Genomic DNA, 23,521 nt, shown 5'->3' with positions numbered 1-23,521 from the left:
TAGGAGCCGGGCAGGGAGAAGGGGGTCACTTACGTTCACGGAAAGTGACTGGATAGCTTTTTACACCGAAAACGAAAGGGCTGGGAATAGGGGTCAGCGACGTTTTCTCGAACTCGATATCCGTGAAGCGCGTTAGCAGGATTTCAAGGGCGATCTGTGCTTCCAGTCTTGCGAGAGGTGCTCCGAGGCAGAAATGGATGCCAAATCCGAAGCCCATATGCGCATTCGGCTTGCGATCCGTGTGAAACGTCTCGGGATCATCGAACTTTTCCGGGTCACGATTGGCTGCGCCTACCCACGATACTACTTGCTGCCCTTCCCGGATGAGCTGGCCGCAAATTTCTACATCCTGAGTAGCTACTCGGCCGATCGCAACGATCGGAGGATAGTAGCGAAGCGTTTCTTCCACCATGCTTTTGACCAGCTCTGGCTGCTGTCGTACCTGGTCTTGAATGGCGGGCTGCTCGGTCATGAGACGGGTCGCATTTGTAATCAGATTGGTCGTGGTTTCGTTACCAGCGACGAGAAGCAGAATACAGAATCTCAAAATATCCTGCTCCTGCAGCTTTTCTCCGTCAATTTCAGCATCCAACAGAGCGGAAACAAGGTCGTCCTCAGGCTTTTTGCGCCGTTCCTCGAGAAACTTGAGAAAGTATTGCACGAGTTCAGCTTCTGCTTTATCTCTTTCCGCCATCATGTGAGCAAGTGCCGTGTCCGTGTTGTCCTCGACTCCTTTGACCATCGTATCCGACCAATCCTTGAACAGCATGCGATCCTTTGCAGGAACTCCCAATAGCTCGGCGATGACGATCACAGGCAAAGGAGTGGCCAAGTCGTATACGATATCCATTTTTCCACGGGAAGCGACTTGATCGAGCAGTTCGTTTGTAATGGAAGTAATGCGAGGGGCGAGGTCGTTGATCGCTTTTGGAGTAAATGCCTTGTTTACCAGATTGCGCATGTGAGTATGCTTGGGCTGATCCATCGTGAGCAGCGTTTCGCCTCTCACTTCCAATCCACGCCGGGATGAAAAAGTTGCCGGGTCCTTTAAAATGCGATGGACGTCCTCATACCGAAAAACATCCCAGGATTGTCTGTCCTCGTCATAACGGACAGGTGTTTTTTCTCGCAGCTCTCGATAGATGGGAAACGGAAGCAATTGGGCGGCATTATTCGAGAGCTCTTTCATGAAAATGATGTTGCCATAGCGCTTTCCTTGTGTCTCCGTATTCAACGTAGAATTCCCCCTTCATGAAAAGAACACATACAAGCTAAGATTTCGCTGGCTGCTAGAAAATATACGAAAATGACAACGATCATCTCAGCGCTGCCCTTTCGATGAGAGCGTTTTTATTTTATAATGAAAGAACTGAATGATAGGGGTAAGGAGTAGTTTGCATGAGTGATAACCAGGGAAGTAACAACAAGCTTGTCATGTGGGGCTTCATCGGTACGATCTTGGTATGCGCGCTGTCTATGTTTGTGTTCATTTATGTCATGAGAAGTTAGCCAAAATCGACATAGTTGTACAAAAAAGAAACCGCTGAGCCGATGCGGTTTCTTTTTTGTATGCCTCTTTGGCCTGTATCGCTTAAGGAGAGACGCTCTTCACTTTTTTCTCGAATTCTTCGATTGTCAGTTGATTGAGCTCTGAAAAGCCAGCACCTTCCAGCGCAATGGTCTTTCCCTGAAAGAGGGGATAAACGCCCTGCCACAGTCCCGACGAACTATATAAATTAGGTGCAGAAACTCGTTGTAAAAACAGGACGTAGTTTCCTTCCGCAAGCGGACCGGGATAGGTGCGATTTAAGGGACTGCTGGCATCAGGCAAAGGCTCTACGCCTGTGCTCACCAGCTTTAGCATCCGTGCAGACGAGCCTTTCAAAATTTGTTTGATATGAAGGGTCTGCGCGTAGTTTACGAGTTTTCCTTCACGCAGGGAACGGCCTGTCGATGCAGACTGATTGGAGGTGTCTGCCCAGGCGACGACGATTAGCTCACTTTGGTTGACGAGCTCCTGCCACGTTCTTGAGGTAGCTGGATTGATAAGCAGACTCCCAATATCGGTTGCTGCCATTGCAGGAGCTGCCATCGTCCCGAGAAGGAGGAGGACGAGACAAATACGTTTGAACAAGGTAGATCCCTCCGATAGACAGTCATGTTGCTTAGTATGATCAGAGGAAGGAGTGGTATCCAGATTTTAACTTTTAGTATTATGGTAATATTTCGAAAAGAAAAAATGCATGCTATCATTGGGTCAACCCGCTTGTAAGACTCGATCAGAGAGAGAATAACACGAGGAGGATTCTATGAACGCACGGTTGGTCAGACGCACTTGTACGTGGTTACTTTTCATCATGCTAGTTTGGCAGGTGACAGCGGTCCCGGTCTTTGCGCAAGAGGCGGTAGCAGTAAGCGGTCCTCTGGCAGCTCAGGTGGAAAAATCCTTCGCAGATTTGAGAGGGAACGGAGAGAGCCTGGGCGCGTCAGCAGGGATTGCAGTCTTTGACTTGACGGAGAAAGCGTACCTTTACACACATAACGAAAAGAAAAACTATACACCCGCATCGAACATGAAGCTGCTCACGACCATTTCTGCCTTGGATCGGTTGGGGCCTTCCTATCAATGGAAAACGGAGCTCTACATAGACGGGAATGTCACGCCTGGGGGGATTCTGCAAGGAAATCTGATCTTGAAGGGCTACGGTGATCCGAGCCTTGCACAACAAGATTTGCGCTCGCTCGCCGATGCGGTAAAAGCAATCGGAATCAAGCAAGTACATGGGAACCTGCTCCTGGATGATAGCTACTTTGATGAAACCCGACTGGGAATCGGATGGATGTGGGACGACGAGCCTTACGGATACAGCGCGCAGATCAGCGCTCTTGCCGTTCATAAAAACTTCGTCACCGTAACTTCAAAGGCAGGTGCAAAGCCTGGAGCTGCGGCCACCCTTTCCCTTGAGCCTATGACCTCTTATCTTACCGTGACCAACAAGACAAAAACGGTGGAGGGTGCGGCAGCGGATATTGTAGTCGAGCGCCCACGCGGAAAAAACGAAGTGATCGTTACGGGTACGATCGGAACGGCCGCAGAACCGTATCAAGAAGATGTCACGATGGAGGACCCAGCTTTGTATGTCGGGGACATCTGGAAGCAGGAGCTGGCCGAAGCCGGAATTCAGCTTCAGCCGCAAGCAGCCATAAAAAAGACAGTAGTCCAAGGGGGAGTGCCCCTTCATACGCATCTTTCCAAACCTTTTCGGGATATCCTCGTGGAGCTGAACAAGGAAAGTGACAACTTTTACGCGGAAATGGTGCTCAAGACTTTGGGGGCCACGCAAAATGGCAAAGGGACTTCGGAAGCAGGTGCACAGGTTGTTGCAGATGTATTGAAAAGAGCAGGGATTGAGTCAGGATTCAAGATAGCAGATGGATCTGGCCTCTCGCGTTTCAATCTCATTACTGCGGAGCAAATGGTCAAGCTTCTCGCTTTCGTTCAAGATCAGGATTATCGAGAAGCTCTGGAGGCTTCTCTGCCCATTGCTGGCGTGGATGGAACGCTCCGTAATCGAATGAAGGATACGCCTGCCAAGAGCAATGTGCTTGCCAAAACAGGTTCGATGGGAGGTGTGTACAGCTTGTCGGGCTATGTAACAGCCCAAAATGGTCACAAGCTGGCATTTTCCATGATTTTCAACGGGCTGTACAAGTACGAGTACGCCCAAAAAATGCAGGATGCTGTAGCAGTACAGCTGGCCTTGTATCCGGAAAACGTGTACCCGGAAGGCTTTACACCAAAGCCTGCCAAGACGTATAAGCTGTCGGACAAGATCGATCCGATCCTGGATCAGCCAGCGACTGTGGGATTGACTACGAGCGTGCTTATTCAATCCCTGGACGGTGAGGTCTTGTATGAGCGCGACGCAGATTCCTTGGTGACACCGGCTTCCAACCTGAAGCTGCTGACGACAGGAACGGCTTTGAATCAGCTTGGAGTGGATTACACCTTTCAAACGGAGCTTTATGGCGATTCGGCGATACAAAAAAGCGGCGTTCAAAACGGCAATTTGTATCTGAAAGGCTATGGCGATCCATCCCTGCACACTGAAAATGCGCTGAAGGTACAGGATGGCGTATCGATCGAACAAATCGCCAAATGGCTAAAAGACAAAGGACTCAAGCGAGTGAACGGAAATCTGGTGATGGACGAGAGCTATTTTGATGAGCAGCGTCTGGGCATGGGATGGGCCTGGGATGACGAAAGCTATTACTACAATCCGACTCTCGGCGCCCTTGCCTTGAACCGCGGTACGGTCATGATCGAATACAAGCCGGCTGGACAGCCAGGGGAGCTTGTCAGCATGAATTTGCTGCCGAAAACCTCCTATGTGCAGGTGATCAATGAATCGCATACGGTCCCGGCTGGGGAGGAAAATACGTTTGCCATTACGCGGGATCGTGGGACCAATACCATTCGTTTGACGGGGAATCTGCCAGCCGATCACCCAGGCGATTATGAGCGGGTCCCAGTAGAAGATCCGGCAAAATACGTTGGAACCGTGCTAAAGGAAGCCCTCATCAATGAAGGTGTCAGCTTCGCTCCGAACAGCAGCGTAACAATCGGAAAAGTACCGTCAACGGCAGTCAAATGGAATGCATTCGCTTCAAAGCCGTTACAGGAAATCGTCCGGTATTTGAACAAGCAAAGTGATAATTTCTATGCCGAAATGCTCCTGAAGACTCTAGGCGCGGTGAAAAAAGGCGAAGGCAGCGCAGAGAAGGGCGCCCAGGTCGTTCATGAGAACTTGGCTGCCAAAGGTGGAAGTATCTATTTCGACATGTTTGACGGCTCGGGATTGTCCAGATACAGTCTGGTCTCCGCACGCCACATCGTAGCGGAATTGGAGGGGATGACCCACTCTCCTGCATTTTCTGCCTACGATTCGTCTCTGCCAATTGCGGGAGTGGATGGAACGCTGAAAAACCGTTTAAAGGGAACGCCCGCGGAAAACAACCTGCATGGGAAGACCGGCTCGATGACGGGTGTAAACAGCTTGTCAGGCTATGTCACAACGAAGGGGGGCAAAAAGCTCGTATTCTCCATCCTCGTGAATGGCTATGCTGAGAGTAGTAAAATTATGACCGAGCTACAGGATCAAATCGCGACGACACTCGCTTCCTTGGAATAAGCGGATGGGTAGAAATAAGCTGGACGTTCAGCAAAAGCTGAGGTCCAGTTTTTTCTTTTCCTCGCGTTTTCGACTGCTCGTCGTTGGGCCAACGCCGTGTCGGTGCATAGTCGGCCATCATATTTATATCCAGATGATTTCGGGCATGAGCGTTTAAACGATGAAAAGGAGGGCAGTCAAACCTTGGATTCTATACGATACGATTGGAAACGTCTGGAGGAAGTGGCCGCTGAACTGTTTGAGAAGGTCGGGGTATCAGAGAGGCATGCACAGACGGTCGCTCAATCCCTGGTTCATGCAGACTTGAGGGGAATAGAGTCGCACGGACTTTCCCGGTTGCCTATTTATCTTTCGCGCATCAAAGCTGGCGTCCTTTCGCTGAGAGAAGCACCGGAGATTGTGAGGCAAGACGGAGCTGCGGCATTGGTGGACGGCAAGAACCAGCTGGGGGCAGTGATCGGTCAGACGGCCCTGGAGCTGGCGATGTCCCTCGCAAGGCAAACAGGAATCGGCTTCGTCGGAGTCCGCCATTCCAATCACTTTGGCTCCTGTTCCTTTTACGCGGAGAAGGCGATTGAAAAAGGGATGATTTTGCTTGTGCTTTCAAACGCCCCAGAGTCGATAGCACCCACAGGTGGTATTCGCCCCTTCTTCGGGACCAACCCGATCGCTATCGGCATTCCTGCGGGCCAGGAAGCTCCGTTTTTACTCGATATGGCGACCAGCGTGGTAGCACGCGGGAAAATCGCTTTGGCAGCGAAAAAGGGAGAGCAGATCCCAGAGGATTGGGCGATCGATCCAGATGGCAGCCCAACCACGGACCCGCAGCGAGCTTTGCTGGGCTCCCTGCTGCCGATTGGCGGAGCAAAAGGATATGGACTGGCGATGTTTATTGACATTCTGTGCGGTCTGTTGACGGGAGCTGCGAGCGGGCCTGCTGTACAAAGCTTGTATGATAATTGGACACATCCGCAAAATATCGGTCACGTGTTTTTGACCATCGACATTCAGCGCTTTTGGCCGTTGACGGTATTCCAAAGCAGGATGGACGAGTACATTCGTGAAATCAAGTCTGTTCCGAAAAGAGCGGGTATCGAGGAAATTCTGATTCCTGGAGAGATTGAGCGACGAAAAATGATTGAGCAACAGGCAAACGGCGTCAAGTTATCGGCAGCAATTGCCCAGGAATTGGAGCAACTCTGTGTGGAGTACGGCGTAGATTGGAGCAAGGTGAAGATCCACGATTGATCAGATTGGAGCGGCTTCGGGTTTCACGGACAGCCGTTTCTACATAGACTGGTGTCATCGGTTTGGAAAGGAAGGATAACGGATGCAACGACACATGTGCAAAGGAAAAATCCATCGCGCGACGGTAACGCAAGCAGAGCTCGATTATGTGGGCAGTATCACAATCGATGCCCTTCTATTAAAGGCAGCGGACATCAAGCCGTATGAAATCGTCCAGGTCACAAGCCTGCGAAATGCAACACGCTGGAAGACTTATGCCCTCCCTGCGCCTGAAGGGACGGGCAAGATTTGTTTAAATGGTCCACCTGCTCATTTGTTTCAGCCAGGGGATTTGGTGATCATCCTTAGCATGGGCATGTACGAGGAGGAAGAAGTGGATCAGCTGATCCCGCGAGTTGTTTTTGTCGATGAAAAGAACCGTATTACTAAAATAGAGGAGCATCATCTTATAACGAATGGGGAGGCAGCGACATAAAACCGCCAAATGTTGGAAAGTGGAGCAAACATCAGCACATGATCAAGCATGCGTATTTGCGCGATTATCTGCCTGCCACACGTTTGTTTGCCCCAGATACGTTGTGGGAGTACGTGGAAGACTACCAAAAAATAATGCTCAAGCCATCCGGTGGCGGTGGCGGTGCGGGGATTATCCAGCTGACAGACAAAGGAAACCAGCGATATCTGGTACATGCGGGGAATGCCAAACGGATTGTAGAGGGCCGTGACAATACCGTCTCTTATGTAAAATCGCTGTTTCGGCCAAAGCCGTATTTGCTCCAGCCATTGATCCCGCTGGGGAGGATCAATGGCAGGCCGTTTGATATTCGTGTCATGGTGCAGCGCAAAACCAGCAAATCGACGTGGCTGGTTACGGGATGGGTAGCAAAGCTGGCAGGACCGGGCTTCGTCGTCACAAACGTGGCAAGGAGCCGGGGGAAGGTTTTGCCGCTTCAAACGGCCATTCGTTTATCCAATGTGGACGCACCAGATGATTTGCTGGCAGAAATCAAGAAAGTAGCATTGGCGGCGGCAGACGCACTGGGAAAGGCATACCCGACGCTGCGCGGGATCGGTTTGGATCTGGGCGTCGATATTGAGGGGAAGCCTTGGATTATCGAGGCCAATTTTCGCCCGTCGCTTTCCTTGTTTCGCAAGCTGAAAGACCAGACGTTTTACCGTCGAATTATTGCCATGCAGAAATAGGAGAGTGACTCAACCACTTGTCGTACAGTTTCGTACGTAAAACAGGTGGTTTTTATTTTACTCCTTTCCTTTTTCTGTATTTTCCGTTATGATAAACGGAAAGAGAACATTTGTTCTATTCGTATGGAGGTGCTTGCATGTACTGCAATTTAGGAAATGTTTCCGTATACTATGAAACGTTCGGTGAAGGCTTTCCCATCGTGCTGATTCACGGGTTTACGCCCGATCATCGCTTGATGACTGGCTGTATGGAGCCTGTTTTCGAAAATCAGCCAGGATGGCACCGCATTTACTTGGATTTGCCGGGAATGGGACAAACCAAGGGGGAGGATTGGATCCAAGGCTCTGATCAGATGCTGGAGGTGGTGGAGCGTTTTATTGACAACGTGCTCCCAGAGGGGAAATACGTACTGGCTGGAGAATCCTACGGGGGGTATTTGATCAGGGCGTTAGCGGCAAAACAACCAGAACGAGTGGCAGGAATGCTGTTTATCTGTCCGCTCATCGAAGCAAATCCAGACCTTCGCATCCTGCCTGAAGGTCGAGTAATCGCAGAGGATCAAGAATTTTTGTCTACATTGACTGTTGATCAAATGAGTCGCTTTGCACCGCTGGCTGTCGTACAGGATCGATACAACTTTGAGCGGTTCGAAAAGGAGATTTTGCCCGGGTTACATGCTGCCGATACGGTGTTTCTGCAAAAGATACGGGAACGCTATGCGTTTTCCGTGCCGAATGAAAAGGAAATGCAGCCCTTTGACAAGCCAGTACTGTTCTTGACGGGCAGGCAGGATCATGTAACGGGCTACCAAAATGTATGGTCCATACTGGAGCAGTATCCACGTGCCAGCTTTGCCGTGCTCGATCGAGCGGGGCATAACTTGCAAATTGAACAGAGCGGTTTGTTTACGGCCATGGTGAAAGAATGGCTGCATCGTGTTGCCGAAAGTGAAAACTTGCAATGATTTTGCAATTGCGAATATGCCCGAATGACTGGAATCTCGTATAGAAAATTGATAGAATGCCTCTCATTATGATGGGAGGATGTATGATCATCGATGATAACACTATCGAGACGAGAAGTGATTTGGATTAGTTTTATGCTATTTTCCATGTTTTTTGGTGCAGGTAATCTTATTTTTCCGCCATTTCTCGGTCAGTCTGCTGGAGAGAGCGTGTGGGTGTCACTCATTGGTTTCATTTTATCGGCGGTTGGTCTTCCCATATTAGGTGTAGTCGCCATCGCAAAAGCAGGAACATTTTACGATTTGGCGAGTAGAGTGCACCCATTGTTCGCTTTGGTGTTTCCCTTCCTGATTTACGTTTCGATCGGGCCGGGGCTTGCGATTCCGCGTGCGGGTAGCTTGGCATTTGAAATGGGAATGGCACCATTTTTGCCACAGGAGATGGTCATCTCACCGTATAGCCTGCTGGTCTACACCGTTGTATTTTTCGGTGTCGTCTTTTGGTTGAGCTTGTCTCCCTCCAAGCTTGTCGATCGCTTTGGGAAGCTGTTGACTCCTGCATTGCTTACCTTGATCGTCTTGATTTTTCTGATGAGCTTGGTAACGCCGATGGGAGCACCTACAGCTCCTGTGGAGAAGTATGCAGCTCTCCCCGTCATCCAAGGCTTCTTGGACGGGTATTTGACGATGGACGCCCTGGCTGCCCTCGTGTTTGGCATTGTGATTGCCAATACTCTGCGCAGTAAAGGGGTAAATGATTCACGCGCGATATCAGCGAATATGATCAAGGCAGGTCTGGGCGCGGGATTGTTGCTGACGGTCATCTATGTGATGCTGGGGATTCTCGGTTCCCAGAGTGCATTCCTAGGTCATGCTGAAAATGGAGCTCAAATCTTGACAAGCCTGATGAATCATCTGTTCGGGGAAAGTGGAACGGTGATCTTAGGGGTCGTATTTACGATCGCCTGCTTATGTGTGTCGATTGGACTTGTTACCTCTTGCAGTCAATACTTTCAAGGTCTTTTCAGCGGACTCTCCTACCGCATCTGGGTAACGATTCTGTGCCTGTTGAGCATGGCGATTGCCAACCTGGGACTGACGCAAATCTTGAGCGTTTCTGTTCCGATCTTGGGAGCGATTTATCCAGTTGCGATCGTGCTCATCGTCCTGGCTTTGTTCGGGAGTTGGATACCAGCTTCGTCAAAAGTTTATCCGACGACAGTCGGTTTGGTTGCATGCTTTGGGATCGTAGATATGGTAAATGGGACATTCCTGAATCATCAATGGGATTTCTGGTTGACATTCTTGCCGCTGTACAAAGAGGGTGCGGGATGGATCATGCCTGCTTTGTTGGCAGCATGTGTGGGGATGCTTTTGGATTTTGGGAAAAAAGCAGCCTCTGTCTACAAGCGAGGACCTGTATCCTGATTCCAGTCAAAAGTAGTGGTATAGACAGCCTTTCGCTTATGGAAGGCTGTTTTTTTTGGTGCGCCCAGCATGGGCGATAGCTCTAGGGTGTAAGTCCCGAACGGGGGTTGGCTGTACCAACCGTTAGCCCAAGGCAAGGGTGTCCACCGCGAGGTGGAATCTGAAGGAAGCCGGCGGCAAAGTCCCGACCTGAGGTACACGAACCCAATTTGAGGCTGTTGTATTCGGGTGAGTCTGCCAAACAAGACGAAGCCCCATACAGCCAAGGAATACAGCAGTAAACTTGGGCAGGTACATGGGATGAAAGTTATCGCTCTTACCTGGGGAGGTCTGCATGAAGTGCCTTCAAATGTTGGTAACCGTCTTCGTAAGGAGACGCTGAACATGCAGAAGTCAGCAGAAGCCATAGTACCCAAGTAAAGGACGCTTGAACGGGGAAGGGCTGAACATTAAGTCAACACATCCGCTAATCACTTTCGTGATAATACTGTGAAGCAGAATTCTGTAAGGAACTACTCTTGGAGAAAATGGGTGAAGCCCTGAGGGTACAAGAGAGGGCTGAGTATTGTCCGGCAAGACTAGAAGGATGCGTGCGGAGGAAGGGTATCGTCATGGAGCTGTTGGAGAAAGTCCTGTCACGAGAAAATCTATTAGTGGCACTCGAAAGAGTGGAAAGAAACAAAGGATCGGCGGGAATCGACGGTGTTTCAACCGAACAACTGCGCGATTATATCCGTGAACACTGGTTGACCACTAAAAAGCAGATTATGAAAGGGACCTACAAACCTTCCCCTGTCCGCAGAGTCGAAATCCCGAAATCTGACGGAGGAGTAAGGTTATTAGGTATTCCTACCGTGATAGATCGCTTTATTCAACAAGCCATCCTCCAAGTTCTTACTCCTATATTTGACCCCCACTTCTCAGAATCCAGTTTCGGATTCCGACCGAACCGTGGTGCGCATGACGCCATGAGACAAGCACAATTTTATATTTCCGAAGGATATCGCTTTGTCGTGGATATGGACTTAGAGAAATTCTTCGACCGGGTTAATCACGATATTTTAATGAGTCGGGTTGCTCGAAAAGTAAAAGATAAAGCTTTGTTGAAACTTGTTCGCGCATATCTACAAGCAGGCATCATGGTCAATGGCATCTGCCTTTCGGCAGTAGAGGGCACACCACAAGGTGGTCCACTTAGTCCGTTATTGGCGAACATCTTGCTCGACGATTTGGATAAAGAACTGGAAAAGAGGGGACATCGCTTTTGTCGATACGCAGACGATAGCAATATCTACGTGAGAACAAAGCGGGCGGGAGAACGGGTAAAAGAAAGTATCCAAAGCTACTTGGAGAAGGTACTTAAGCTTAAAGTAAATGAGCAGAAGAGCGCAGTGGATCGACCTTGGAAGCGTAAGTTCCTCGGTTTCGGTTTCACTAATGCAAAACAAGCAAGGATTCGGCTTCATCCAAAATCACTTCTGAAGTTGAAAGAGAAAATCCGCTTCATCACTAATCCGGTATGGAGCATCTCTATGGATGAAAGGATTCGGAAGCTAAACCAGTACCTCATGGGTTGGATCGGATATTTTGCCCTTGCGGATGCAAAGAAAATCCTTCAATCTATCGACGAATGGATACGACGTAGACTTCGACTTTGCTTGTGGTCTCAGTGGAAGCGAGTACGAACCCGATATCGAGAACTTCGCTCTCTGGGTTTATCGCACGTCCAAGCAATAGAAATTGCAAACACCAGAAAGGGTGCATGGCGTACCACAAAGACTCCTCAAATGCACAAAGCCCTCGGAGTTGCATATTGGCAACAACAAGGGCTGAAAAGCTTATTACAACGATATTCTGTCATTCGTCAAGCTTGATGAACCGCCGTATACCGAACGGTACGTACGGTGGTGTGAGAGGACGGGAGTTAGTCGCTCCCTCCTACTCGATTGTACGCACCCCAACGTTGCCAGGTAACGCGGTCTTTCGCCATAATAAGGAAAGCGAGTGGGAAAGGGACGATGTCGATGAAGGCTATACCTGTTTCCGAGGCAGAACGAATCCATCAGCTGGATGTGATTCGAGGTTTTGCCTTGTTCGGGATCTATTTCGTGAATATGCCAACGTTTTTGCAGCCAGCGTTGTTTCTCCCGGAGGACGGGTTGCCTGCTGATCATTCCATGCTGGATGTATGGATACGCCTTTTTTTCAATATGTTTGTCCAGACGAAGTTTTACACGATTTTTTCCTTCCTTTTTGGAGCAGGCTTTTATTTGTTTATGAGTAGAGCAGAGGCAAAGGGTCACAGGGTGAGTATGCTGTACATGCGAAGGCTAAGTGGATTGTTTCTCATTGGGGTGATTCATTTTTTGTTTTTGTGGTACGGCGATATTTTGCATACATACGCTCTAACAGGATTGATTTTACTGCTCTACTATCGAAAACGGGACATGCAGGTGCAAGGGTGGGCATGGTTCTGGCTGCTGAGCTTACAGCTGCTCTATGCGATGACACTCCTGCTTCCCAGTGAGCCAGACGTGCACAGAGCGATAGCGGATCAGAGGCTTGCCCAGAAAGCGATTCACGTATATACGAGCGGGAACTGGGACGATTGGATGCAATTTCGGCTCGTGAATGAGTTTCCTCTTGTGCTGGCCAACGAATGGTTTGCGATTTGGTCGGTTCTGCCGCTCTTTTTGTTCGGATTCTCTTTTGCCAGACTTGGACTGTTTCAGCAAACGCGGCTGTTTCTGCCTGCCATCAAGCGGTTGTGGTGGCTCCTGCTGATGATCAGCTGCGTTCTGGTCGTCATGATTCCCCTGCTTCAATTTGAAGTTGTCCGCCCTCCAGCATCAGCCTTTGTATCCGTACAGGTATTTGTGGGGTGGAGTGGGCTTAGTTTGTGCGCGTTTTATATCTGTTCCTTGTTGCTGCTCTATGAAAACGAAAGGGCACGCAAGCTGTTGCTGCCGCTCGCGCCAGTGGGCAGGATGGCACTTACGAATTACTTGCTGCAAACAATCGTATCTGTAGTGGCCGCCAGATGGCTTCAACTTTACGGAGAAGCGAGTATGGCAATGGGTCTGTTGCTGTGTCTGATCGTATTTTCTTTGCAAGTGGCGGCCAGCAAATGGTGGCTAAACAGGTTTCGATATGGACCTGCAGAATGGTTGTGGCGCTGCTTTACTTACGCCACTCTCATGCCCATCAGGAAAAAAAGAGAGCTTCCTGTAAAGAACAGCTAAGTAATTGCGAGCGAACGCCTGCTTGTTTAGGGGCGTTTTTGTTTTGCTTCTAAACAGAGAAAGTGGATAAAAGTGGGAGAGTCAGGGCAAAATTTCCTTATCTTGGACAGGGAAGGGAGGGGGAGCCAGGTGAGTGGGAATGCGCGCAAGTGGTGGAAAGCAAACAAAGGCAGGATGCAGCAGAAGCATGCGTCAACGCACACCCCTTTGGAAAAAAACATCGCGCGAAATGAAGAGAACCTGCGAACTCTCTATACGAACTGTTCGGATGTCGTCTTCCGTTCTTTTTTGATATTCGGCACAACGCCGGCTTTGCTCATTTATATCGATGGCTTGGCGAACATTGAGGAGATGGATGCGCGTGTATTGGCGCCCCTTATGCAAGGTCGAGGCAATAATGAATGGCGCACGGAAGACTTCTTGCAAAAAGTCATCCCGATCTCCAAGTGGCAAGAGATCCGTTCTTTGGAAGAGTGTGTCGAATCGATAGCATGCGGGTATCCTGTTCTGCTCATCGATCAGCAGGAGAAGGCGATTTCGATTGGGTTATCCAAATGGGAAAAACGAAACGTCGAAGAACCGGTAGCAGAAGGTGTCGTACGAGGACCGAGGGAGGGCTTCACAGAGTCCATAACGGTCAATACCTCTTTACTGCGGCGACTAATAAAGACACCGGCACTGAAGATGGAGCGAAAAGAAATAGGGGGTTATACCAAGACCTGTGTCATTGTTGCCTATATCGAAGGATTAGTCGAACCGTCTTTGGTAACGGAGGTCAATTCCAGATTGGGCCGCATTGAAATTGATGGCATTTTGGAAAGCGGATATATCGAAGAGTTGATAGAGGATCAGCCGTCTTCCCCTTTTCCACAAATACTGAGTACAGAGCGGCCGGATGTCGTATGCGGAAACCTGCTGGAAGGGCGCATCGCCATTCTCGTGGATGGTACTCCTTTCGTGTTAATTGCACCGACTACTCTCTTTGCCTTGCTCCAATCCAGTGAGGATTACTACCAGCGTTCTCTTGCCAGCACGGCGATCCGGTGGCTGCGGTATTTCTTTACAGCCATGTCCTTTGTCCTTCCTTCCCTTTATGTCGCACTGATTACGTATCATCACGAAATGGTACCGACTTCTCTGTTAATCAGTATGGCCTCTTCACGCGAAGCCGTTCCTTTTCCCGCTCTTGTCGAGGCGATGATCATGGAGATTACATTTGAGGCGCTTCGCGAGGCGGGCATTCGACTCCCGAAGCAAGTGGGTGCAGCTGTCAGCATTGTTGGGGCACTGGTGATTGGGCAGGCTGCCGTGCAAGCGGGACTCGTTTCGGCACCCATGGTCATTGTCGTGGCTATTACGGGGATTGCCTCCTTTATGATTCCGCACTACATGGCAGGCATCTCGATTCGTTTACTGCGTTTTCCCATGATGCTTCTGGCAGGGACACTGGGATTGCTAGGTATTATGTTAGGAGTGATTATGGCAGTGGTTCACTTATGTTCCTTGCGTTCACTGGGCGTACCATATCTGAGTCCTGTGGGCCCACTGCGGGTGCAGGAGCTGAAGGATACCCTGATTCGAGCCCCCTGGTGGATGATGGATACACGCCCGAAGCTGTTGGGTGAGGGTAACACCCACAGGCAGGCACCCGGTATGAAACCAGGGCCATCGAATGGCGGCGATGCCACATGAGGTGGGGAATCGTTATCAGTATGACCGTATTGGCTGTCGTATTGATCGGATACGAGTGGCCAAGATTGAAAATGCAGCCGCGAAAGGACAAGCTGGTCTTTCTCAGCCTGATTCTGATCGCGTGGACACTCTCGCTTTTTGATTTGCCTAACATACCTGGCCCGACAACGATGGTACAGACTCTCTTTAAGCCGCTTGCGATTTTATTAGAGTGATGGGATGGAGGGGAGGTGGGCACATGCTGGAGAAGGGAAAAATCTCAGCGTCTCAGATGGGAATGATGCTGTTTCTGGCAGTCGTTGCATCAGGGGTGATGTGGATTCCGGGGATCACAGGGAAGTATGCGCACAATGACCTTTGGCTCTCCCCGATCTGGGCAGCCCTGATGGGAGCCGTAACAGTCTGGATTGCCCATCGACTGCATTGTATGTATCCGGAAAAAACGTCCGTTCAGTACAGTGAGGAGATCGTAGGGAAGGTGGCCGGAAAAGCGATCGGTTTTCTGTTCATCTTTTTTTACCTGCACTTGTCCGGCTTTGTCGTCCGCAGCTATGCAGAGTTCATCGTCCAAAACTTTCTTCACAAGACTCCGATCAGCGTCGTTATCATTACGATGATTTTTGTGTGTACATGGGCAGTCAGAGCTGGCATCGAAGTCATTGGGCGAACGGCTCAGCTGTTTTTTCCGGTTTTCCTGATTCCGGTCTTATTTATTCCGCTTCTCCTCAACAACATGAAGCTGGATTATCTGTTCCCCATGCTCGAGCACGGCCTGGTTCCCACGCTAAAAGGTGCGTTGGTACCCGGGGGATGGTTTAGTGAGATGTTTCTCCTATCGTTTTTGCTGCCCTATGTGCGCAATCAGGAGAAAGGAAAATCGAGCGCGCTGTATGCGGTCATGGGTGTGATGCTGCTGCTGACGACGATCAATTTTTTCATTCTATTTATACTGGGCAAACAGATTGGCGATTTCCTTTTTCCCGTCATGGTTGCCTTTCGTTACATAAGTGTGGCGGAATTCTTTGAGAACATGGAGTCCCTCGTCATGGCGATTTGGATTTTGGGGATGTTCGTGAAAATTTCCGTTTTCTATTATGTGACGGTACTGGGTGCGAGCCAGTGGTTCCGGATGAGCGACTATCGATCTCTCGTCCTTCCCATCGGATTTTTGGTCGGCCTGTTCAGCTTCTGGTCTTTTCCCAACTTCAATACGGGACTTTACTTTGACAGCTATGCTTTACCGTTTTACGGTCCGTTAATCCAGACTGTACTGCCGCTGTTTCTGTTGATTATCGCCGCTTTGCGAAAAAAAGGGCAAAGTCAAAATCAAAATCTCACGGCTGCAAAGCACAAATAGGAACGGACGACGAGAGGAGGGGGAGCGATGCTGGAAAAGGGGAAAATTACCGCTACGCAATCTGGAATGATCCTGTATCCGATCATCATGTCGACGGCCATGATAGCCGGTCCGAGCTTGATGATGAAGCATGCAATGCAAGATATGTGGATTACCCCGATCTGGGCATCGTGCAGCGGCTTTTTGGCACTCTTTATTGCCAAACAATTGAATCAGCGCTATGTCAACATGACGATCATCGAACAAAGTCAGCAGATCGCGGGAACCTTTTGGGGGAAGGGGATCGGCTTTTTCTACGTTCTCCTGTTCCTGCAAATCAATGGTTTTATCGTACGCGAATACGCCGAATTCATCGCTTTGTTTTTAAACGGTACTCCCTTGAGTATCGTTTCGTCGGCTTTGGTCCTTGTAAGTGCTTTTGCCGTGCGAGGGGGAGTTGAAGTGATTGCGAGATCAGCTCAGATTTTCTTTCCGTTTTTTGTCGTCCCTTTTTTGATCATGATTTTGCTCATTTTGAAAGACTTGGAGCCGCAAAATATATTGCCGATTCTGGACAATGGTCTATTGCCTACGATTCGCGCAGCGGTTATTCCCCAAGGCTGGTTTAGCGAAGTGTTTCTCCTATCGTTTTTGCTGCCCTATATGAGTGATCGGACAAATGCTAAGAAAGCAGGGGTGGTGACCATTCTCGCCTGTCTGGTCACGATGATCGTTTCCAATCTGATCACCCTTTTCGTATTCGGTGATGTGACGATGACATTGCTTTTTCCCATCATGGATATGGCGAGGTATATTAGCGTCGCTGACTTCTTTGAAAACCTGGAGTCAGGGGTCATGGCCATTTGGGTGGTCGGGGTATTCGTCAAAGTTACACTCTTCTATTACGTGACGGTATTGGGCACGGCGCAGTGGCTCAATCTGTCAAACTTTCGCCCGATTGTACTGCCCGTCGGATGGCTGACGATACTCTTTTGCTTTTGGGGAATCCCCGACTTTTCTACTGTAGGGGAAATCAATTCCTTTGCGATCCCGTTCCTTTTAATGATATTTTTCGTGTTCATACCGGGTAGTTTGCTGCTTCTATCGACGCTGACTGAAAAGCGGAATCGAACAAAAGGAGTGGACACGGGGTGAAAGTCAAATGTCTTTGGATTAGCATCTGCTGTCTTCTCGTAGCGGGCTGTTGGGATCGAACAGAAATAAACGACCTCGCTATTATTACTGCAGCATCCGTAGACAAGGCGAAGAATGAGGAAATTACCCTTAGCGTACAAATATTTCTCCCGCGAGCATTGGGTGGCGGTGCGGGAGGAGCAGGGGGGACGGGTGGAGGGCAGGGAAAGCTGACGACGATGCGAAACAGCAATGGACCGAATATTGCTGATGCAATCTCCAAGCTGCAGGCAAAAATTCCGCGGCAAATATTTTGGGGGCACTGCAAAGTCTACATTTTTGGAGAAGAAATAGCCAAACAAGGCCTCGCCGACCACATCGATTTTCTTGTCCGCCATCCAGAGCCGAGGAATCGCGCGTATTTGTACATTTCCAAAGGGGAAGGGCTGGATACGCTGGATATTACCCCTTCCTTGGAGCGCTCCACGGCTGAATCCCTGCGCGAATACGCAGACCTGCATATTGGTATGGCTGTGACCCTGGTGGATTTTCGTAATATGCTGCGTGGGGAATCGGAGGCTGCTGCCATTCCGATCATCGAGAATGGGAAGAAGCTGCAGAAGCCGGAAGATATTCAAGTCAAAGCTGTGATGGTAGGAACGGCCATTCTCAAAAGGGATAAAATGATCGGCTCCTTGACTTTGCATGAAACGCGTGGACTGCTATGGCTGCGAAATGAAATGAATAAAGCCGCCATCTCTGTGCAATTGAACGGCGTAGAAGGAATCGTTTCTGTCAATCCGATTCGAACCAAAACAAAGCTTATTCCCCATCTGGAAAACGGGAAATGGTCCATGCTGGTGCACGTGGATACCGAAGGCGATGTGGTGGAAAACGGGACCCGCTTGAATCTGATGAAGCCGGAGCTCTTGGCATTGGTGCAGAATGCCGTACGTGCAGATATTGAAGCTCGAATGAGGATGGCGCTAAAGGTACTCCAGCAAGAGCTGCAGACAGATGTGGTGAATTTCGCAGCTGCCTTTCATCGAGAGTATCCGAAAGAGTGGGAGAAGGCCAAGGGCCAATGGGAGAAGATTTTCCCTCAAATCGAGATCCATACGCAAATAAACGTAAACATACGACGCCCCGGTCTAATATCTGTACCTGCAGGAGTGCCTCAGGAGGAAATTAAAAACGATGAATAAAGTCATCATTGTGGGTCATTTTTCCAATTTAGGGCAATCTAAAGGTAGGGATGGAGTAGAACGCTTTAAAAGGGGGAGTAAACATGAATGGAAATTGGCTTTACTTCCTTCTCGGTTCTTTTGTCGGAACCTTACTGGCGAGCCTGTTGATCGGTGTCATGATATTCCTCTTCTTTCGCCCTGCTGTCCAATGGCTGCTCGGCAAATTCATGAAACGGCTCATGGCGGATAGATATCCGGAAAATGTGTTCGAGATGATTTCTGCGATGAGAAAGATCAACCCCCAAATCGTTTTGGAGAACAGCTTGCGGGCAGGGTCGGGACAAGTCATTGAACGACCGTTTGGCAGCCCGAGGAAATTTCTGAACTTTGACGGGCTGGTGTTTTCACCCGCTCAGCTTGCCATCTTTCCAGCACCCGAAGATGCAGATGTCGATCTGCGTATCACGATCGGTCCTAAGGCCAAAAAACCACTGACGCTTGATTTGCCCATCATGTCTGGTGCGATGGGATACGGGATTGGTATCAGTGAGAAAGTAAAGATTGCCATCGCGAAAGGAACAGCAGCGGCTGGAACGCTGACCAATACGGGAGAAGGTCCGCTTTTGCCTGAAGAAAGGCAGTTCGCCAAGCATTTGATTATCCAATACAGCTCGGGAAAGTGGGCAAAAGAGCCGGAAACTTTGCGCAAAGCGGATGCTATCGAAATTCATTTTGGCCAAGGAGCCTCTGCTGGCTCGGCTAGCTTTATCCCTGCAGAATACATTCAAGGAAGAGCGAGTCAGATCATGGGGGTAGAAGGCGAGGAGGTAGTCGTCATCCCTTCTATTCATCCGGATGTGCAGCGTGCAGCGGACTTGCCGGTATTGGTAGAAAAACTGCGTAATTTAACCGGTGGGGTACCCATTGGAGTGAAGATATGCGCAAGTGCAGTGCTTGAAGAAGACATGGAAATCGCCATCCAGGCAGGTGTCGATTTTATCAGCATTGACGGCGGACAGGCAGGTACGAAAGGGAGTCCGCCTATCCTGGAGGACGACTTTGGATTGCCCACGATTTACGCATTATCGAGGGCGGTGCGTTATTTGAAAGATCGAGGAGTCAAGGATCGTATCACCTTGCTGTCTGGGGGCGGGTACGCAACACCCGGTGATTGCTTGAAGGCTTTAGCGCTTGGGGCGGACGGCATTTACATGGGAACCGCGGTCGTATGGGCGTTGACCCACGATCAAGTGATAAAAGCGATTCCCTGGGAACCGCCTACGGAGCTGACCTGGTATCCTGGGAAGCTGAAAGACAAGTTTGATACAGAGGAGGCTGCAGGGTATCTAGAAAACTTTTTTGCCTCGTTTGCAGAAGAGATGGAGATTGCGATTCTCGCATTAGGCAAAACGTCGATAAAGGATGTGACGGCAGCCGATTTAGTAGCACTCGATGAATGGACCAGCAAAGTAACGCAGATTCCCCTCGCCTATGAGCCGAAAGCGAAATCTGAAACGAAGCGCACAGGGGAAGAGGCGTGACATGGAAGGAGGGCTTCCCATCAAATCGACTATTCATCCGATCAAGTGGCCTTCTGATCAGAAGGGCTGGATTATGAGGCAGACGTGGGAGCATTTGTTGTTTGCTCATTGGGTAGTTCCCTTTGATGTTTTGCGAAAGCTGGTTCCCGATTCGCTGCAGATCGATACCTTTGAGGGACAGGCATGGGTGAGCATTATCCCTTTTATGATGACGGGTGTACGCTTGCGTGGCTTACCTCCTATTCCATTTACGACGACCTTTCCAGAGATCAATGTGCGCACCTATGTGAAGGTGGGACAAAAGTCTGGAATCTACTTTCTCTCCTTGGATGCCTCCAACCCGATGATTACAGCCATTGCAAAACAATGGTACCGCTTGCCTTATGCTCGCGCTGCGATGCAAGTTGTGCAGGAGAGGGAAGGGCTTCATTTTCAGTCCAGAAGATGGGGGAAACCAGCTGGGGCGGAGGCATTTCATGCAAGCTACCGGCCTGTGTCGAATTGCTTCTTTGCCGAGAGTGGAACCTTGGAATATTGGCTGACAGAGCGCTACACGTTATTTTGCGAATGCAGTCGTTCGAAAAAGATTTTCCATGCAGATGTGTATCATGAGCCGTGGCGGCTGCAAAAAGCTTCTCTAGAGCTTCAAGAGAACACGATGACGCACGCTGCCTTTTCCTTGGAGGGAACGCCACAGCTAGCCCTGTATGCGAGAGGAGTACAAAGCCTCGTGTGGCCGATCAAACGGGTCAAATCGGAGGGGAAGCCCTCTTGGTAAACCACTGGAAATATTTGTCGCTCATTTGCAGCCTTTTGCTGCTCACGGGCTGCTGGGACCGCATTGAGCTTAACGACGTGGCGATCGTAACCGCTGCAGGAATTGATCGCGGAGAACACAACGAGATCGAACTGTCCATCCAGGTCTTCATACCCCGTGCGCTGAGTGGGGGTGGTGCGATGCAAGGAGGAGGATTGCAAAATATGACACTGGTTCGTACCGCAAAGGGGGTCAATATCGCTGACGCCATGTCAAAAATCCAGATGAAGATACCACGGATGATCTTCTGGGGGCATTGCAAGGTATACCTGTATGGCGAAGCGATTGCGAAAAGCGGAATCACCGAGCTGGTTGATTATTTGGCAAGACATCCTGAACCGAGAAATCGGGCATTCATGTACGTCAGCAAAGGGAAGGCAGCAGATGTGCTAACAGTCACACCGGAAATCGAGCGCTACTCGGCAGAAACGGTACGAGAACTGTCAGGTTTACATGTCGGAATGGAAGTCACATTGATCGATTTGCTAAAAATGCTGAAAGGCCCTTCCAAGGCAGCTATCCTTCCCATCATTTCCCTGTATGCTACCAAGGGATCCGAATCAAAGCTGAACCCGTACTTGATGGGGAGCGCCGTATTTAAAGAAGGCAAGATGATCGGTCAGCTTACGGAGCGTTTGACGAGGGGAGTCATGTGGGTCCGTAATGAAATAGCGGCGACGACCGTTACCGTAAAGGCGAAAAACGTGAAGGGATTTGTCTCGTTGAACCCGATTCGAGAGACGACCAAGCTCACCCCCGTCATACAGAATGGGAAATGGAAAATGATAGTCGCGATCGAAACCGAAGGAGACCTGATTCAAAACGGTACCAATCTCAACCTGGTCAGTCCAGATCTGCTGCACCTTATGCAGGTCGCTTTACGCAAGGACATCGAAACGAGAATCAAGAGAACACTCCAGCATGTCCAGCATGGCATGAAAGCCGACATCTTCGGCTTCGCTACGCAATTTCACCGAAAGTACCCGAAAGAATTCGCCGCGGTCAAAGACAGGTGGGAGGAAGTGTTTCCGACCATTGAGATCGACTTGAAGATTTCTTCCTACATCAGAAGGCCTGGCCTCATCAGTATACCAGCAGGCATACCAGAATCCGAGGTGAAACAGAAGTGAAGTGGGGAGCCATTCTAGGCCTATCGTTGATCGTAGGGCTGATGATCGCAATGGAGTGGAATACATTATGCAGAAGCTCCTGGAAAACTAGGGTAGCTTATGCCGTTCTCGTGCTCGCGGGTTGGTTCATCGCGATCCTTCTGGTTCACAATCCTGATTTACCAGGGATGACACAAGTGCTCGAAGTAATCTACAAGCCAATCACTACTTTTTTAAAAATCAACTGACAGCAGGGTGAGCGAGCATGCAGGAAAAGCAATACATTACGGCAGCCCAAATGGGAATGATGATTTTTCCGGTAATGGTAGCCACCGCAGATTTGCTTGTTCCCGCTACGACTGCCCGACAAGCTCAACAAGATATGTGGATGTCGCCAATGATTGCTTCACTCGTCGGGTTTCTTACAGTCTATCTCGTTTTTCAGCTGCATAAGCTCTTTCCGGATGAGAGCATTATTCAATTCAGCGGCAAAATTGTAGGCACCTTCCTGGGGAAGCTGTGCGGTTTGTTGATTCTGTTTGATTTCCTGTACTGCAACGGGAATATCATCAGACAGTATGGGGAATTTATCGTCGGTTCCTTCCTTTTAGAAACGCCAATGCTAGTTGTGGTCAGCAGTATCGTCTTCCTATGTGCGATTACAGTGAGAGCTGGGGTAGAGGTCTTGGCTAGAACTGCACAGGTGTTCGTTCCGATCGTGGTGGTTCTCTACGCAGCTTTGCTTCTTCTCATGATTCCTTTTATGAAAATCGATAACCTGTTTCCTATGCTGGAGCATGGAGTGATCCCGGTTCTTCGCGGTGCGTACACTCCCCAAGGCTGGTTTAGCGAGGTGATCCTCTTTTCGTTTGTGCAGCCTTTTAGCGCCAATGAAGAAAAAGGGATGCGCACCGGTATGGTAACGGTAGGGATGGGAATGCTGGCTCTAACCAGTATCAATCTATCTACGCTGCTTGTTCTAGGAGAAGAAGTACCGTACATGACGTATCCGTTTTACAGCGCCATCCAAATGATCAGCTATGCGGATTTCTTTGAAAATATCGATTCCATCGTGATTGCTACCTGGGTCACGGGTGCATTTATCAAAATTTCCATTTTCTACTTCGCCTTGGCTCTTGGAACGGCTCAATGGCTTCGGCTCGAAGATTATCGACCAATTGTACTCCCGCTTGGCCTTTTGCTGGTTGTGTTCAGTTTTTGGGTTGCCCCTAATTTATCCCAGCTTGCTACCAATATCCAGACGATCATTGGCATTCAAATGACAGGTTACTTTACACTAATCCCGCTCTGCTTATGGATCATCGCGCATCTGAGGAAAAAGAAACGGATAGATCCTCCCAAGACGATGACATCTCCCGCTGCAAAAGAATAGGGGATCAGGAAAGAGTCGCCGATGCCAATCCGGG

Annotated in this window: 20 protein-coding genes; 18 read left to right on the top strand and 2 right to left on the bottom strand. The window is 49.6% G+C overall.

All coding sequences use genetic code 11. The features are described 5' to 3' along the window. Window positions 1-25: 25 nt before the first annotated feature. Both ACLIN2_RS16495 and ACLIN2_RS16490 read right to left on the bottom strand, forming a co-directional pair. Complete coding sequence (locus ACLIN2_RS16495; protein ID WP_411504552.1) at window positions 26-1,189, bottom strand: cytochrome P450; 1,164 nt, start codon at window positions 1,187-1,189, stop codon at window positions 26-28. Window positions 1,190-1,591: 402 nt separating this feature from the next. Next, window positions 1,592-2,134 carry a hypothetical protein gene (locus ACLIN2_RS16490; RefSeq protein ID WP_411501595.1) on the bottom strand — a complete coding sequence of 181 codons (543 nt, stop codon included), beginning with the start codon at window positions 2,132-2,134 and terminating at the stop codon, window positions 1,592-1,594. Window positions 2,135-2,309: 175 nt separating this feature from the next. On the opposite strand from ACLIN2_RS16490, the gene dacB reads away from it, so the two are divergent. The 18 genes from dacB (at window position 2,310) to ACLIN2_RS16400 (ending at window position 23,487) form a co-directional block, all read left to right on the top strand. After that, the gene (dacB, locus tag ACLIN2_RS16485) at window positions 2,310-5,192 is read left to right on the top strand and encodes a D-alanyl-D-alanine carboxypeptidase/D-alanyl-D-alanine endopeptidase (protein ID WP_411501594.1); all 2,883 of its coding nucleotides are present in this window, start codon (window positions 2,310-2,312) and stop codon (window positions 5,190-5,192) included. A gap of 183 nt (window positions 5,193-5,375) precedes the next feature. Beyond that, window positions 5,376-6,440, top strand: coding sequence for an Ldh family oxidoreductase (locus ACLIN2_RS16480; protein ID WP_411501593.1), 1,065 nt, complete (start codon window positions 5,376-5,378; stop codon window positions 6,438-6,440). A gap of 82 nt (window positions 6,441-6,522) precedes the next feature. Beyond that, window positions 6,523-6,915: an aspartate 1-decarboxylase gene (gene panD / locus ACLIN2_RS16475; protein ID WP_092266922.1), complete on the top strand. Its 393-nt coding sequence runs from the start codon at window positions 6,523-6,525 to the stop codon at window positions 6,913-6,915. Further along, window positions 6,912-7,643, top strand: coding sequence for a YheC/YheD family protein (locus tag ACLIN2_RS16470; protein WP_258957591.1), 732 nt, complete (start codon window positions 6,912-6,914; stop codon window positions 7,641-7,643). Before panD ends, ACLIN2_RS16470 begins: the two co-directional genes overlap by 4 nt. A gap of 137 nt (window positions 7,644-7,780) precedes the next feature. Beyond that, window positions 7,781-8,608 carry an alpha/beta fold hydrolase gene (locus tag ACLIN2_RS16465; RefSeq protein WP_411501592.1) on the top strand — a complete coding sequence of 276 codons (828 nt, stop codon included), beginning with the start codon at window positions 7,781-7,783 and terminating at the stop codon, window positions 8,606-8,608. A 93-nt stretch (window positions 8,609-8,701) separates the two neighbouring features. Next, window positions 8,702-10,036 carry a branched-chain amino acid transport system II carrier protein gene (gene brnQ, locus ACLIN2_RS16460; RefSeq protein WP_411501591.1) on the top strand — a complete coding sequence of 445 codons (1,335 nt, stop codon included), beginning with the start codon at window positions 8,702-8,704 and terminating at the stop codon, window positions 10,034-10,036. 611 nt (window positions 10,037-10,647) lie between these two features. Then, window positions 10,648-11,910 carry a group II intron reverse transcriptase/maturase gene (ltrA, locus tag ACLIN2_RS16455; protein ID WP_411501590.1) on the top strand — a complete coding sequence of 421 codons (1,263 nt, stop codon included), beginning with the start codon at window positions 10,648-10,650 and terminating at the stop codon, window positions 11,908-11,910. 144 nt (window positions 11,911-12,054) lie between these two features. Beyond that, window positions 12,055-13,278: a DUF418 domain-containing protein gene (locus tag ACLIN2_RS16450; RefSeq protein WP_411501589.1), complete on the top strand. Its 1,224-nt coding sequence runs from the start codon at window positions 12,055-12,057 to the stop codon at window positions 13,276-13,278. Between the two features lie 174 nt (window positions 13,279-13,452). Continuing rightward, entirely contained in the window at window positions 13,453-14,970 is a 1,518-nt protein-coding gene (locus ACLIN2_RS16445; RefSeq protein WP_411504551.1) for a spore germination protein, read from the top strand. Beyond that, on the top strand, window positions 14,967-15,185 hold the full coding sequence (locus ACLIN2_RS16440) for a hypothetical protein (RefSeq protein ID WP_411501588.1): 219 nt from the start codon (window positions 14,967-14,969) through the stop codon (window positions 15,183-15,185). Before ACLIN2_RS16445 ends, ACLIN2_RS16440 begins: the two co-directional genes overlap by 4 nt. Window positions 15,186-15,208: 23 nt before the next feature. Continuing rightward, window positions 15,209-16,327 (top strand): GerAB/ArcD/ProY family transporter, encoded by a 1,119-nt coding sequence (locus ACLIN2_RS16435; RefSeq protein ID WP_411501587.1) that lies wholly within the window; start codon window positions 15,209-15,211, stop codon window positions 16,325-16,327. Window positions 16,328-16,354: 27 nt separating this feature from the next. Next, window positions 16,355-17,461: a GerAB/ArcD/ProY family transporter gene (locus ACLIN2_RS16430; protein WP_411501586.1), complete on the top strand. Its 1,107-nt coding sequence runs from the start codon at window positions 16,355-16,357 to the stop codon at window positions 17,459-17,461. Further along, window positions 17,458-18,645 carry a Ger(x)C family spore germination protein gene (locus ACLIN2_RS16425; protein WP_328211523.1) on the top strand — a complete coding sequence of 396 codons (1,188 nt, stop codon included), beginning with the start codon at window positions 17,458-17,460 and terminating at the stop codon, window positions 18,643-18,645. Before ACLIN2_RS16430 ends, ACLIN2_RS16425 begins: the two co-directional genes overlap by 4 nt. 83 nt (window positions 18,646-18,728) lie before the next feature. Further along, on the top strand, window positions 18,729-20,168 hold the full coding sequence (locus ACLIN2_RS16420) for an FMN-binding glutamate synthase family protein (protein ID WP_092266932.1): 1,440 nt from the start codon (window positions 18,729-18,731) through the stop codon (window positions 20,166-20,168). Between the two features lies 1 nt (window position 20,169). Next, window positions 20,170-20,946 (top strand): YqjF family protein, encoded by a 777-nt coding sequence (locus tag ACLIN2_RS16415; protein WP_411501585.1) that lies wholly within the window; start codon window positions 20,170-20,172, stop codon window positions 20,944-20,946. Next, window positions 20,901-22,115 (top strand): Ger(x)C family spore germination protein, encoded by a 1,215-nt coding sequence (locus ACLIN2_RS16410; RefSeq protein WP_411501584.1) that lies wholly within the window; start codon window positions 20,901-20,903, stop codon window positions 22,113-22,115. The genes ACLIN2_RS16415 and ACLIN2_RS16410 overlap by 46 nt, the downstream gene beginning before the upstream one ends. Further along, window positions 22,112-22,342, top strand: coding sequence for a hypothetical protein (locus ACLIN2_RS16405; protein ID WP_301168852.1), 231 nt, complete (start codon window positions 22,112-22,114; stop codon window positions 22,340-22,342). Before ACLIN2_RS16410 ends, ACLIN2_RS16405 begins: the two co-directional genes overlap by 4 nt. A 17-nt stretch (window positions 22,343-22,359) precedes the next feature. Continuing rightward, window positions 22,360-23,487 carry a GerAB/ArcD/ProY family transporter gene (locus tag ACLIN2_RS16400; protein ID WP_411501583.1) on the top strand — a complete coding sequence of 376 codons (1,128 nt, stop codon included), beginning with the start codon at window positions 22,360-22,362 and terminating at the stop codon, window positions 23,485-23,487. Window positions 23,488-23,521 lie beyond the last annotated feature (34 nt).

The sequence above is a fragment of the Brevibacillus centrosporus genome (assembly GCF_046622605.1).
In the GTDB taxonomy this organism is placed as follows: Bacteria; Bacillota; Bacilli; order Brevibacillales; family Brevibacillaceae; genus Brevibacillus; species Brevibacillus centrosporus.
The sequence above is the reverse complement of the archived record's forward strand: the minus strand, read 5'-3'. Positions and strand labels throughout refer to the sequence as shown.